Source organism: Cryobacterium sp. Sr8, from assembly GCF_004403225.1.
Classification (GTDB): Bacteria; Actinomycetota; Actinomycetes; order Actinomycetales; family Microbacteriaceae; genus Cryobacterium; species Cryobacterium psychrotolerans.
The window spans coordinates 65,859-79,008 of record NZ_SOHO01000039.1 but is presented as its reverse complement, the minus strand read 5'-3'; the positions used below and the strand labels follow the sequence as shown (position 1 = coordinate 79,008).

The 13,150-nt window shown below is 67.3% G+C and carries 15 protein-coding genes; 9 read left to right on the top strand and 6 right to left on the bottom strand.

All coding sequences use genetic code 11. From position 1 onward, the window contains the following. Window positions 1-170: 170 nt before the first annotated feature. The gene (locus E3T54_RS06835; protein ID WP_092321977.1) at window positions 171-1,091 is read left to right on the top strand and encodes a heme o synthase; all 921 of its coding nucleotides are present in this window, start codon (window positions 171-173) and stop codon (window positions 1,089-1,091) included. Window positions 1,092-1,130: 39 nt separating this feature from the next. Here the strand turns inward: E3T54_RS06835 and E3T54_RS06830 are convergent, their stop codons facing one another. Continuing rightward, window positions 1,131-2,081 (bottom strand): heme A synthase, encoded by a 951-nt coding sequence (locus E3T54_RS06830; RefSeq protein ID WP_092321975.1) that lies wholly within the window; start codon window positions 2,079-2,081, stop codon window positions 1,131-1,133. Window positions 2,082-2,346: 265 nt separating this feature from the next. Between E3T54_RS06830 and sufB the strand changes: the two genes are divergently transcribed. The 7 genes from sufB to E3T54_RS06795 all read left to right on the top strand — a co-directional run bounded on the left by sufB (window position 2,347) and on the right by E3T54_RS06795 (window position 8,918). Beyond that, window positions 2,347-3,765 (top strand): Fe-S cluster assembly protein SufB, encoded by a 1,419-nt coding sequence (gene sufB / locus E3T54_RS06825; RefSeq protein WP_092321974.1) that lies wholly within the window; start codon window positions 2,347-2,349, stop codon window positions 3,763-3,765. 42 nt (window positions 3,766-3,807) lie between these two features. Beyond that, complete coding sequence (gene sufD / locus E3T54_RS06820) at window positions 3,808-4,977, top strand: Fe-S cluster assembly protein SufD (RefSeq protein ID WP_134475083.1); 1,170 nt, start codon at window positions 3,808-3,810, stop codon at window positions 4,975-4,977. A gap of 2 nt (window positions 4,978-4,979) precedes the next feature. Next, entirely contained in the window at window positions 4,980-5,306 is a 327-nt protein-coding gene (locus E3T54_RS06815; RefSeq protein WP_092321971.1) for a non-heme iron oxygenase ferredoxin subunit, read from the top strand. Between the two features lie 46 nt (window positions 5,307-5,352). Beyond that, window positions 5,353-6,117, top strand: coding sequence for a Fe-S cluster assembly ATPase SufC (gene sufC / locus E3T54_RS06810; RefSeq protein ID WP_092321969.1), 765 nt, complete (start codon window positions 5,353-5,355; stop codon window positions 6,115-6,117). A 4-nt stretch (window positions 6,118-6,121) separates the two neighbouring features. After that, a complete protein-coding gene (locus E3T54_RS06805; protein ID WP_092321968.1) occupies window positions 6,122-6,451 on the top strand; it encodes a metal-sulfur cluster assembly factor in 330 nt (109 codons plus the stop codon). Between the two features lie 142 nt (window positions 6,452-6,593). After that, window positions 6,594-7,223, top strand: coding sequence for a TetR/AcrR family transcriptional regulator (locus tag E3T54_RS06800; protein WP_134475082.1), 630 nt, complete (start codon window positions 6,594-6,596; stop codon window positions 7,221-7,223). Between the two features lie 96 nt (window positions 7,224-7,319). Further along, window positions 7,320-8,918 carry an ABC-F family ATP-binding cassette domain-containing protein gene (locus E3T54_RS06795; RefSeq protein WP_134475081.1) on the top strand — a complete coding sequence of 533 codons (1,599 nt, stop codon included), beginning with the start codon at window positions 7,320-7,322 and terminating at the stop codon, window positions 8,916-8,918. A 52-nt stretch (window positions 8,919-8,970) separates the two neighbouring features. On the opposite strand, the gene E3T54_RS06790 is transcribed toward E3T54_RS06795, so the two are convergent. The 3 genes from E3T54_RS06790 to E3T54_RS06780 are packed head-to-tail and all read right to left on the bottom strand — an operon-like array spanning window position 8,971 to window position 10,381. Then, on the bottom strand, window positions 8,971-9,822 hold the full coding sequence (locus E3T54_RS06790; protein ID WP_134475080.1) for an SURF1 family protein: 852 nt from the start codon (window positions 9,820-9,822) through the stop codon (window positions 8,971-8,973). Then, window positions 9,819-10,103 carry a hypothetical protein gene (locus E3T54_RS06785; protein ID WP_241977099.1) on the bottom strand — a complete coding sequence of 95 codons (285 nt, stop codon included), beginning with the start codon at window positions 10,101-10,103 and terminating at the stop codon, window positions 9,819-9,821. The genes E3T54_RS06790 and E3T54_RS06785 overlap by 4 nt, the downstream gene beginning before the upstream one ends. Beyond that, complete coding sequence (locus tag E3T54_RS06780; RefSeq protein WP_134475079.1) at window positions 10,100-10,381, bottom strand: DUF3099 domain-containing protein; 282 nt, start codon at window positions 10,379-10,381, stop codon at window positions 10,100-10,102. The genes E3T54_RS06785 and E3T54_RS06780 overlap by 4 nt, the downstream gene beginning before the upstream one ends. A gap of 134 nt (window positions 10,382-10,515) precedes the next feature. On the opposite strand from E3T54_RS06780, the gene fabG reads away from it, so the two are divergent. Further along, entirely contained in the window at window positions 10,516-11,226 is a 711-nt protein-coding gene (fabG, locus tag E3T54_RS06775) for a 3-oxoacyl-ACP reductase FabG (protein ID WP_134475078.1), read from the top strand. A gap of 21 nt (window positions 11,227-11,247) precedes the next feature. On the opposite strand, the gene serB is transcribed toward fabG, so the two are convergent. Together serB and E3T54_RS06765 are read right to left on the bottom strand one after the other, a co-directional pair. Continuing rightward, window positions 11,248-11,889: a phosphoserine phosphatase SerB gene (gene serB, locus E3T54_RS06770; RefSeq protein WP_134475077.1), complete on the bottom strand. Its 642-nt coding sequence runs from the start codon at window positions 11,887-11,889 to the stop codon at window positions 11,248-11,250. Then, window positions 11,886-13,133, bottom strand: coding sequence for a glucose-1-phosphate adenylyltransferase (locus E3T54_RS06765; RefSeq protein ID WP_092321959.1), 1,248 nt, complete (start codon window positions 13,131-13,133; stop codon window positions 11,886-11,888). The genes serB and E3T54_RS06765 overlap by 4 nt, the downstream gene beginning before the upstream one ends. Window positions 13,134-13,150: the final 17 nt, after the last annotated feature.

The following is a 13,150-nucleotide window of genomic DNA, read 5'->3' as shown; positions in this document are numbered from 1 at the left end:
CCACGCGGACAATCGCCGTGACTGGCGGGCATGTTCAGTATAGGGATGCGGCATTCCCGTGTGTCGTGGGATGACGGCAGCCCCGGCCGCCGGGCGGGGCGCGGACGCTCCCGCCCGGCCGTCCGGCATGGCCTAGAATTGACCGAGCCAGCAGAACCGTAAGAGGAGCAATGGACGTCGCCGTAGAAACCCGCCGCGAGAGCGGACCGCGCACCATCCGCCGCACCCTGAAGGCATATGTCGCCCTGACCAAGCCTCGGATCATCGAGCTCCTGCTCGTCGTCACCGCGCCCACCATGATCCTGGCGGCCGGCGGCATCCCCAGCCTGTGGCTGGTGCTGGCGACGCTGATCGGTGGCGCGCTGAGCGCCGGTTCGGCCGGCGTGTTCAACTGCTACCTCGACCGTGACATCGACCGGCTGATGAAGCGCACGAAGGATCGGCCGCTGGTGACCGGGGAGGTCAGCGACCGTGAGGCGCTCATCCTCGCCTGGGTGCTGGGCGCGGCCTCCATCGTCTGGCTCTGGGCGTTCACCAACTGGCTGGCTGCGGTGCTCTCGCTGGCGGCCATCCTGCTCTATGTCGTGTTCTACACGATCATCCTTAAGCGCCGCACGGCCCAGAACATCATCTGGGGCGGCGTGGCCGGCTGCATGCCCGTGCTGATCGGCTGGGCCGCCGTGACCGGCGACCTGTCGTGGCCGCCGTTCATCCTGTTCGCGGTGATCTTCCTCTGGACCCCGCCGCACTATTGGCCGCTGTCGATGAAGTACCGCGCCGACTACCAGGCCGCCGGCGTGCCCATGCTCGCCGTGGTGCGCGGGCGCGCCCAGGTCGGCCTGCAGGTCATCCTCTACGCCTGGGCGACGGTCGCCTGCTCTCTGCTGCTCATCCCCGTCGCGGACATGGGCCTGCTCTACGCCTTCGTCGCGCTGGTGACCGGCGGCTGGTTCATCTACGAGACCCACCGCCTCTACAACCTGGCGATCCGGCACGAGCACGTCTCTCCGATGCGGGTCTTCCACGGCTCGATCGCGTACCTCACGCTGCTCTTCGTCGCCGTCGGCGTCGACCCGCTGCTGCCCTTCTAGCCGCCGTCGCTCCGGCCGCGCGCGGGCCAGCGGGAACCGTTAGCTGCGCGCGGTGCCGGCAGCGGATGCCGTGGCCGACGCCGGGGAGGCATCCGTCTCGGCGACAGGGGCCCTCAGGTGCAGGATCAGCGCCGTCATCACCGCGGCGAGGACGCAGGCCAGCACCATGTGGCTGCCGACGAGCACCGGGGGCAGGCCGGTCCGGGCCTGGACCAGCCCGATGATGATCTGCATCGCCTCGATCCCGAGCAGCCCAACGGCCCAGCCGGCGACCGGCAGACCCCGGATGACCGCCGCCGCGAGCAGCGTCACCGTCAGCAGCAGCGTGACGTAGGCCGGCCAGGCATGGAGGTGCTCGAACAGCTCGGCGTCGAATCCGGACCGGACCGCGTCGGAGTCCCCGGAGTGCGGCCCGGATGCGGTGGTGACCACGCCCACCACGATCGTGATCGCCACCACCGCGCTGGTGGCGTGGGCCAGCCGCGCGAACCAGGTCGGCACGACGCGCCGACGCGGTCCGGGCGTCGTCGTCGTGCGGTAGACCAGCACCGTCGCGACACACACCATCAACAACGACACGATGAAGTGCAGGCCGACGATGAACGGGTTCAGGCCGGTGAGCACGGTGACTCCGCCGAGGAGGGCCTGGACGAGCACCCCGAGGGCCAGCACGAGGGCGAGCACGAACAGATCGCGCCGCTCCCGGCGGATGCGCCACAGCAGCACGAAGGTGGCGATCGCGACGAGGCCCACGACGCCCGTCATCAGGCGGTTCGCGAACTCGATCACGCCGTGGACGCCCATCTCCGGCGTCGGTACGAGGGATTGGGCGGTGCAGGTCGGCCAGGTCGGACAGCCCAGCCCCGATGCGGTCAGCCGCACCGCGCCGCCCGTTCCGACGATCACGATCTCGGTGACGAGGCTCAGCCACGCGAAGAAGCGGATGCGCCCGTCAACGCGGGTGGGCAGCCAGGCGGAAATTCGGCTCACGTGGGTCAGCTTTCGGTTTGTCGGCTCATGTGTAAACGCCGGTAGTCACTGGAAATGCCACCCGGACGCTGTAGAATCAGGGTTTCATGGATTCACTCGTGTTGCCCGTAAAGCGGCAAAGCAGCGTGGCGAGGGTCTTGAATATCTTAGGTACGCAACGTAGCCGTCCACACAACCCATTCCCCGACAGGGCCTCCTCTGGAGGCGTGTCCGGGAATGACCGGACTGATATCCGGGTTGTTGTGAATGGGAGAAGAGGTAAAAAATGTCTGACGTTCTGCTAGACCGACCCGACCTTGAGGGGATCGGCACCTACGAGTTCGGATGGGCTGACTCCGACGCCGCGGGCGCATCCGCCCGGCGCGGCATTTCGCCTGAAGTCGTCACCGACATCTCGAACATCAAGAGCGAACCCGAGTGGATGCTGAAGCGACGCCTCAAGGCGCTGGAGCTCTTCGAACGCAAGCCCATGCCCACCTGGGGCGCGGACCTCTCGGGGATCGACTTCGACAACATCAAGTACTTCGTGCGGTCCACGGAGAGGCAGGCCCAGACCTGGGAAGACCTGCCCGACGACATCAAGAACACCTACGAGAAGCTGGGCATCCCGGAGGCCGAGCGTTCACGCCTCGTCTCGGGTGTCGCCGCCCAGTACGAGTCGGAAGTGGTCTACCACCAGATCAACGAGGACCTCGCCGCCCAGGGCGTCATCTTCATGGACACGGACACCGCGCTCAAGGAGCACCCGGAGATCTTCGAGGAGTACTTCGGCACGGTCATTCCCTCCGGCGACAACAAGTTCGCCGCGCTGAACACCGCGGCCTGGTCCGGCGGGTCGTTCGTCTACGTTCCGCCCGGCGTCCACGTCGAGATCCCGCTGCAGGCCTACTTCCGGATCAACACGGAGAACATGGGCCAGTTCGAGCGCACGCTGATCATCGCCGACGAGGGCAGCTACGTGCACTACATCGAGGGGTGCACCGCGCCCATCTACACTTCGGACTCGCTGCACTCCGCCGTGGTGGAGATCATCGTGAAGAAGGACGCCCGCGTCCGCTACACGACGATCCAGAACTGGTCGAACAACGTCTACAACCTGGTCACCAAGCGCGCCACCGCGGCCGCCGGCGCCACCATGGAGTGGATCGACGGCAACATCGGCTCCAAGGTCACCATGAAGTACCCGTCGATCTACCTGATGGGGGAGCACGCCAAGGGCGAGACCCTGTCCGTCGCCTTCGCCGGCCCCGGCCAGCATCAGGATGCCGGCGCCAAGATGATCCACATGGCGCCGTACACGCAGTCCTCCATCGTGTCCAAGTCGGTCGCCCGCGGCGGTGGCCGCTCGGCCTACCGCGGCGAGGTGAAGGTCGACGTGCGCGCGCACCACTCGGCCAACACGGTGCGCTGCGACGCGCTCCTGGTCGACACGAAGTCCCGCTCCGACACCTACCCGGCCATCGACATCCGCGTCGACGACGTGCAGCTCGGGCACGAGGCCACCGTCTCCAAGGTCAGCGAAGAGCAGTTGTTCTACCTGATGAGCCGCGGCATGCCCGAAGACGAGGCCATGGCCATGATCGTGCGCGGTTTCATCGAACCCATCGCCAGGGAACTCCCGATGGAGTATGCCCTTGAACTCAACAAGCTCATTGAAATGGGCATGGAAGGATCCGTCGGTTAGATGTCCGTCGCCTCTGCAAAACTGAATCCCGTTTCACCCGCAATGCCCACAGCCGAACAGCACGGAATCAAGGAACACTCGGACGGCCGGTTCGGCTATGTGCCGGTGCAGACCCGCTCGGCGCGGTTCAAGAGCGTGAACGTCGCCGACTTCGCAGCCGTCACCGGCCGCGAGGCGGTCTGGAAGTTCTCGCCCGTTGCCCGGTTCACCGACCTCACCGCCGGCGAGCTCGACGGGTCGGTCTACGACTACTCCGTCACGGATGCGCCCGGCGTGACCGTCGACTGGGTCGAGCGCGGCGACTCCCGGATCGGCACCGCCGGCTTGCCGGAGGAACGTGCCTCGGCCAACGCCTGGACGAGCTTCGAGCGCGCCCTCGCGATCACCGTCACCGGTGAGGACGAGAAGGTTCTCACGCTCACCCGTGAGAACCTCGGCTCCGCTCCGCGGGCGGCCCACACGATCATCGAGGCCAGGCCGTTCAGCCGCGCCACCGTCATCCTGCAAAACAGCGGCGACGCCCGGATCACCGAGAACGTCGAGATCATCCTCGGCGACTCGGCGAACCTCACCGTCATCACCGTGCAGGAGTGGAACGCCGACGCGGTCCAGCTGGCCAGCCACTTCGCGACCATCGGACGCGACGCGCGCCTCAAGCACATCGTCGTCTCGCTCGGCGGAAGCATCGTGCGGGTCAACCCGGCCGTGCACCTGGCCGGATCCGGCTCGGACACCGAGCTCCTGGGCCTGTACTTCGCCGACGCCGGCCAGCACCTCGAGCAGCAGGTCTACGTCGACCACATCGCGCCGCACACCCGGAGCCGGGTGACCTACAAGGGCGCCCTGCAGGGCAAGGCCGCGCGCACCGTGTGGATCGGCGACGTGCTCATCGGCCCGGGCGCCAGCGGAACCGACAGCTACGAGCAGAACCGCAACCTCGTGCTGAGCGAAGGTACTCGTGCCGACTCCGTGCCGAACCTCGAGATCGAAACCGGCGACATCCTGGGTGCCGGTCACGCCAGCGCCACCGGACGCTTCGACGACGAGCAGTTGTTCTACCTGCAGTCGCGCGGCATCACCGAGGACGAAGCCCGCCGGCTCGTGGTGCGCGGCTTCCTCAGCGAAATCGTGCAGAAGCTCGGATCCAAACCGCTCGAGGATCGGCTGCACGCGGCCATCGAGGCCGAGCTGGCCGTCTCGGAGGGGAACTGACCATGGCGTCCACCCAGATCTGCGCCTTCGACGACCTCGAACCGAACCAGGCCGTTAAGGTCGACATCGACGGCATCCCCATCGCCGTCGTTCGCGACTCTGCCGGCTCGGTGTTCGCGATCGGCGACACCTGCACCCACGGCGACATTTCCCTCTCGGAAGGTTTCGTCGAGGGAGAATCCATCGAGTGCTGGGCGCACGGCTCCCTGTTTTCCCTGAAGACAGGCAAGGCGCTCACCCTCCCGGCCTACGACCCGGTTCCCGTCTACAAGGTCGAACTCGTTGACGGTTTCGTCTTCATCGACCCCGCCGTCATCCTGGCCGTCTAGCCACCCCGACTTGCCGGCGGCAACGCCGGAAAACGAAAGAGAATTCATGTCTGTACTTGAGATAAAAGACCTGCACGTCAGCGTCGAGACCGACCAGGGCACCACGCAGATCCTGCGGGGCGTCAACCTGACCATCAACGAGGGCGAGATCCACGCGATCATGGGCCCCAACGGCTCGGGCAAGTCCACCCTGGCCTACACGATCGCCGGCCACCCGAAGTATCACGTGGAGAGCGGCACGATCCAGCTCGACGGCGAAGACGTCCTCGCCATGACCGTCGACGCCCGCGCCCGCGCCGGCCTCTTCCTCGCGATGCAGTATCCCGTCGAGATCCCCGGGGTGTCGGTCACGAACTTCCTCCGCACCGCCAAGACGGCGATCGACGGGACGGCGCCGCCCATCCGCACCTGGATCAAGGATGTCCGCGAGTCGATGAGCCGGCTGCGGATGGACAAGAGCTTCGCCGAGCGCAACGTCAACGAGGGCTTCTCGGGCGGCGAGAAGAAGCGCAACGAAATCCTGCAGCTCGAACTGCTGAGGCCCAAGTTCGCCGTGCTCGACGAGACCGACTCCGGACTCGACGTCGACGCGCTCAAGATCGTGTCGGAGGGCGTGAACCGGGCCAAGGAGAACACCGGCCTGGGCATCCTGCTGATCACCCACTACACGCGGATCCTGCGCTACATCAAGCCGGACTTCGTGCACGTGTTCGTGAACGGCCGCATCGCCGAGCAGGGCGGTCCCGAGCTGGCCGACCGCCTCGAAGACGAGGGCTACGATCGCTATCTCGTCGACACGAACGTAAACTAGGGGCATGTCTTCCACATTGAGTCCTGCGCGCTTCGATGAAATCGAAGAGGCGCTCAAAGACGTCATGGACCCGGAGCTCGGCATCAATGTCGTCGACCTCGGGCTGATCTACGACCTCGGCTGGGATGACGAGAACGACGCACTCATCATCCACATGACCCTGACCTCGGCCGGCTGCCCGCTGACCGACGTGCTCGAGGAACAGACCGCCGAGGCCCTGGACGGCGTCGTGGACCAGTTCCGGATCAACTGGGTCTGGATGCCGCCGTGGGGTCCCGAAAAGATCACCGACGACGGTCGCGACATGATGCGCGCCCTCGGCTTCTCGGTCTAGCCCGGCGTCACCCGCCCGCCGTTCCTCACGGCCCCGATGCGTTCGCGCATCGGGGCCGTTCTGCGTCCTGGATCGGCCACCGTCGCGGCTGAGGCGCCGAGTGGAATGGGTTTACACCTAGTAGAACGGTACTCTAAGTGTCATGCCAGCACCGTCGACTCCCGCGCAAATCCGCCGATCCGTGCAGGCCACGGCCACTCGAGCGGCGATCACCCTGGCCGCGCACCGATTGATGCTCGAGCGCGGCTATGTCGCCACCTCGATCGGCGCGATCGCCGACGAGGCCGGCGTCGCGGTCCAGACGATCTACAACTCGATCGGCAACAAGGCCGAGGTGCTCTCCGCGGTGCTCGATCTCGCCGCCGCCGGACCGGACGCCCCTGCCCTTCTCCCCGATGTGATGCGCCGGCGGGTGGCCGCCGCCGTGAGCGCACCGGAGATCATCCGGATTCTCGCGGACTGGTTCACCGAGTTGCATGCGCGAACGTCGGGCGTCTTCCGCGTGATCGGCCAGGCCACCGCCGTTGATCCGGAGGTCGCGAAACTCGAACTCCGGCGCGCCGCCGGCCGGCTGCACCATTACGGTGAGGCCGCGTCGGCCCTCCGGGCCCGGCGCGGGCTACGGGCCGGGCTGAGCGACCACGAGGCCGCCGCGGCGATCTGGGCCCTCGTCCACCCGCAGGTGTACGAGTCCTTCGTGACCGACCTCGGCTGGTCGGCCTCGGCCTACCGGGAATGGCTCGGAAAGACCCTCAAAGCCACCCTGTCGTAGCTGTCGGGTACGAGGCGGACGCGGCAAGTAAATATACTGGATAGTTGGCCCGACTGGGCCGGCGACTTTTTACCCCCCTCTGAACGGACTATTGCTGTGCTCAACGTGCAAGATCTCGAGATCCGTGTGGGGGCGCGCGTGCTCATGGAGGACGTCAGCTTCCGCGTTTCCAACGGAGACAAGATCGGCCTCGTCGGTCGAAACGGTGCCGGCAAGACCACGCTGACCAAGACCCTGGCGGGGGAGACCCTGCCCACGAAGGGGCAGATCGAGCGCTCCGGCGAGATCGGCTACCTCCCGCAGGACCCGCGCTCGGGCGATCCGGAGATGCTGGCGCGCACCCGCATCCTCGACGCCCGCGGGCTGGGCACCATTTCCCTCGGCATGCTCCAGTCCAGCCTCGACATGGCCAGCGAAGACGAGAAGGTCAGCGCCGCGGCCATGCGCACCTACGGCACCCTGACCGACCAGTTCAACGCGCTGGGCGGCTACGCGGCCGAGGCCGAAGCGGCGTCGATCGCCAGCAACCTGAACCTGCCCGACCGCATCCTCGACCAGCAGCTCAAGACGCTCTCCGGCGGCCAGCGCCGCCGGATCGAGCTCGCCCGCATCCTCTTTTCCGCGGCCGAGACGATGATCCTCGACGAGCCCACCAACCACCTCGACGCCGATTCCGTCGTCTGGCTGCGCGAGTTCGTGAAGAACTACCGCGGCGGATGCATCATCATCAGCCACGACATCGAACTCGTCGGCGACACGGTCAACCGGGTCTTCTACCTCGACGCCAACCGTATGGCGATCGACATCTACAACATGAACTGGAAGAACTACCAGCGCCAGCGCGAGGCCGACGCCGAACGCCGCAAGAAGGAACGCGCCAACGCCGAGAAGAAGGCGTCGACGCTGCAAATGCAGGCCGCCAAATTCGGCGCCAAGGCCAGCAAGGCGGCATCCGCCCACCAGATGGTGGCCCGCGCCGAGAAGCTGCTCTCCGGCCTCGATGCCGTGCGCGCCGTCGACCGGGTCGCCAAGCTGCGCTTCCCGGAGCCCGCGCCGTGCGGTCGCACCCCGCTGATGGCGACGAACCTGTCCAAGAGCTACGGCTCCCTGGAGATCTTCGCCGCCGTCGACCTGGCCATCGACCGCGGGTCGAAGGTCGTCATCCTCGGCCTCAACGGTGCGGGCAAGACGACCCTGCTGCGCATGCTCGCCGGCGTCGACAAGCCCGACACCGGCCAGATCGAACCCGGCCACGGCCTGCGGATCGGCTACTACGCCCAGGAACACGAGACCATCGACATCAAGCGCAGCGTGCTCGAGAACATGGTTTCCTCCTCGCCCAGCATCACCGAGATGGAAGCCCGCAAGGTGCTCGGCTCCTTCCTGTTCACCGGCGACGACTCGCACAAGGCGGCCGGGGTTCTCTCCGGCGGCGAGAAGACCCGGCTCGCGCTGGCCATGATCGTCGTCTCCGGCGCCAACGTGCTGCTCCTCGACGAGCCCACGAACAACCTGGACCCGGCCAGCCGCGCCGAGATCCTGGACGCGCTGGCCAACTACGCCGGCGCTGTGGTCCTGGTCAGCCACGACGAGGGCGCTGTCGAGTCCCTCAATCCCGAGCGGGTGCTGATCATGCCCGACGGTGTCGAGGACCACTGGAACAAGGACTACCTGGACCTGATCACCCTCGCCTGATCCCGCTTGCCTGATCGCCCGCGGATGGGCGGTCAGGCGGCTTCAGCCCAGGTCAGAGCGGTGAGTGCGTGCCGTCGAGGAGGGCATCCTCGATCTCCCCGTCGCCGCGCGGCTTCGCCGCCTCGCGACGGGCGCGTGTCTTCGCGCGTTCCCGCTCGGCCGGGTCGTCGATGTTGACCGTGCGGAACTCCTGGCGGGCGGCCCAGCCCAGCCCGAGGAAGCCGAGCAGGGCGAAGACGAACCACTGCAGGGCGTAGGACAGGTGCGGACCCTCGTCCCGGATCGGGCGCACCACCGCGGTCGGGCGGTCGGCGGCGGGTGGATCCTCGGTGTCCAGCAGCCCGTAGGCGCCGGTGTACGTGGGCGCGTCCAGCCGCTCCGCGACGTCGTCGAGGTTGATCGTGGCGATCTGGTCGCCGCTGGCAGTGCGCCCGGCCAGGGTCGGCTCGCCGGCCTTGAGCCGGGCGACGACCGTGACCTGGCCGGTGGGAGGCTCGGGCACGGCGTCGGGGGCATCCTGGTTCTGCCCGGTCGGCAGCCAGCCGCGGTTGACGACGAAGACGGTCCCATCGTCCTGCCGGAGCGGCGTGAGCACCTCGAATCCCGGGTTGATGTTCAGTGGACGGTTGCGCACGAGCAGCTGGTCTTCGACGAGATAGGTGCCCGTGACGGTCACCGGCAGCCATTTCTGCGTCTCCGCGAACGAGTCGAGGTCCGGCAGCGCGTCGGCCAGGGGCACGGGCGAGGCATCGTAGTTCGCATCGATCTTGGAGATCTCGGTGAGCGCCTCGGCCCGGCGCGCGAACTGCCAGACACCCAGCCCGCTCGACACGAGAGCGAAAACGATCGTCAGGGCGAGATAGCCCGCCCAGCGCCGGCTGAGCAGGAAGGACCAGCCGTTCACTCCGCACCCGCCTCCGGCCGCCGGGCGACGGCCGGCGCTTCGACAGTCAACGGGTCGGCAGCCAACGGGTCGGCAGCCAACGGCTCGACCGTGAGCGGAAAGTCACGCGCGGCCAGGAACTCGCGCAGGTAGTCGACGTGCTCGTCGCAGGCGAGCCAGGTCTTGACCCGGCCGGCGGCGTGGATGCGGGGGTTCCGCCAGTCCAGGCGCCAGGTCGCCGCGGTCCGGCATCCGGCCCGGGAACAGCTGGTCTGTTCAGGGGGCGTGCCGATCCCGATCATTTGCCGTCCTCGGGGCGGTCGCGTGTGAAGACCTCGACTCCGCCCGGGCGGAGCACCTGGGAGCCCCGCGGGTCGGCGTGGACGTTGGCAATGACCACGGCGATGTACGGCAGCACGATCGCGCCGGCGGCGCAGACCAGCAGCCACCAGCCCTGCACGAAGAACATCAGGACGATGCAGACAATCCGGATGCCCATGGTGATCGAGTACTTGACCATGCGGCTTCGCCGCTCTTCCTCAGGGGAGAGGGGCAGCGAGGTGATCGACTGCTGTTTCATGGATGTCATCGCTTCCGGCCAGAGGACGTTCTGCCCTTTCCAGCCTACGTCTCGTTGGGCGAAGGCGGTGACGCTCTAAGCTGAAACCCCCCGGTGCGCCTCTTCATTCGCCCGGCAGGAGATTGGATCACCGCATGACGACGGCTCGAACTGTACTGGTCACCGGAGGAAACCGCGGGATCGGTTTCGCCATCGCCGAGGAATTCGTCGCTCAGGGCCACCGCGTGGCCGTGACCGCCCGCTCGGGCACGGGACCCGACGGCAGCCTCACCGTGCGCGCCGACGTGACCGACTCCGCGTCGATCGACACCGCCTTCCGCGAAATCGAAGCCGCGCTCGGCCCGGTGGAAGTTGTCGTCGCCAACGCCGGCATCACCAGGGACACGCTCCTCATGCGTATGTCCGATGAGGACTTCACCTCGGTCATCGACACGAACCTCAGCGGCGCCTTCCGCGTCGTCAAGCGCGCCTCGAAGGGCATGCTCAAGGCCCGCTTCGGCCGGATCGTGCTCATTTCCAGCGTCGTCGGCCTCTACGGGTCGGCCGGGCAGGTCAACTACGCGGCGTCCAAGAGCGGGCTGATCGGCCTGGCCCGCTCGGTCACACGCGAGTTGGGCGCCCGTGGCATCACCGCCAACGTCGTCGCCCCCGGATTCGTCGAAACGGACATGACCGCCGAACTTCCCGAGGCGCAGCAGGCCGAATACAAGCGCAACATCCCCGCCGGCCGGTTCGCGACCCCGACCGAGGTGGCTCGCGTCGTCACCTGGCTCGCCGGCGACGACTCGTCCTACATCTCCGGAGCGGTCATCCCCGTCGACGGCGGCCTCGGAATGGGCCACTGACCCACCGCGGGTGGGAGGGGCTCAGCCGCGCAGGCCGAGCACGGGGAGGACCTGGCTGAGGTCGCACACATCGATCACGACGTCGGCCGCGGCCTTCACCAGCGGCTTCGCGTTGAAGGCGATGGACAGCCCGGCCTGGTCCATCATCCGCAGGTCGTTGGCTCCGTCGCCCACCGCGACCGTGCGGGAGAGCGCGATGCCGTCGGCGGCAGCCCACTCCCGCAGGGCTGCGGCCTTCGCCTCGGCGTCGATGATCGGGCCGACGAGGCCGCCGGTGAGCCGGCCGTCCGCCACCTCCAGCCGGTTGGCACGCCAGTGGTCCAGGCCGAGCAGGCCGGCCAGCGGGTCGAGCAGTTCGTGGAACCCGCCCGAGACCACGCCGACGCGGCTGCCGTGCGCATGAAGGCCGGCGATCAGTTCGTGCACGCCCGGGGTCGGGCGGATGAGCCGGCCGACGTCCGCGAAGACGCTGGTCGGCAGCCCCGCGAGGGTTTTCACCCGCGCGATCAGGCTTTCGGCGAAGTCGAGCTCCCCGCGCATGGCGCGCTCGGTGACCGCCTGAACTTCGGGGCGCGAGCCCGCGGCATCCGCCAGCAGCTCGATGACTTCGTCTTCGATCAGGGTGGAGTCGGCGTCTAGAACGACCAGGAACCTTGTTGTCACGGGTGAACGTGCACGCCCTTGCCGACGACGGTGATTCCCGAGTTGGTCACGCTGAAGCCGCGGGCCAGGTCCCGGTCGCGGTCGACGCCGACGCTGGCTCCCGCCTCGACGATCACTTCCTTGTCGAGGATCGCCCGGCGAACGGTCGCGCCCGGCTTGATCTGCGTGCGTTCGAAGACGATCGAATCGACCACCTCGGCGCCGGAATCGACGGCGGCCCACGGCCCCAGGACGCTGCGTTCGATGTGCGCGCCGGAGATGACGCTGCCGAGCGACACGATCGAGTCGATCATCGTTCCCAGTGCGCCGCGCGCATCGCGAACGAACTTGGCCGGCGGGGAGTTGAGCTGCTGGCTGAAGATCGGCCATGCCTGGTTGTACAGGTTGAACACGGGCAACGCGGAGATGAGATCCTGGTGGGCCTCGAAGAACGAGTCAATCGTTCCGACGTCGCGCCAGTAGTACCGGTCGCGGTCGGTTGAGCCGGGCACGTCGTTGAGCTTGAGGTCGTAGACGCCGGCCTCGCCGCGGGAGACGAAGTCGGGGATGATGTCCCCGCCCATGTCGTGGCTCGAGTCGGTCTTCTCGCCGTCGCGCAGCACCGCTTCGATCAGGGCATCCGTGTTGAAGACGTAGTTGCCCATCGAGGCGAACACTTCGTCGGGGTTGTCCGCCAGGCCGACGGCATCCTTCGGCTTCTCGCGGAAGTCCCTGATCCGGTCGGGGCTCGCAGCGTCGACCTCGATCACGCCGAACTGGTCGGCCAGGCCGATCGGCTGGCGGATGGCGGCGACCGTGGCCTGGGCGCCGGATGCGATGTGCGCTGCGATCATCTGGCTGAAGTCCATCCGGTACACGTGGTCGGCTCCGACGACGACGACGATGTCGGGCTTCTCATCGTGGATCAGGTTGAGGCTCTGCAGGATCGCGTCGGCGGATCCGCTGAACCACCGCTTGCCGAGGCGCTGCTGGGCGGGAACCGAGGCGATGTACGAGTTGAACAGGCCGCCGGTCACGTGCCACGTCTGCGAGACGTGGCGGTCCAGGCTGTGCGACTTGTACTGCGTCAACACGACGATCTGGGTGAGCCCGGAGTTGATCAGGTTGGACAGGGCGAAGTCGATCAAGCGGTAGTGGCCGCCGAAAGGCACGGCGGGCTTGGCACGGTCCTCGGTCAGGGGCATGAGCCGCTTTCCTTCTCCGCCGGCGAGAACGATTCCAAAGATCTTCTTCTTCGACTCCATGGTTCCCACAGTAGGGG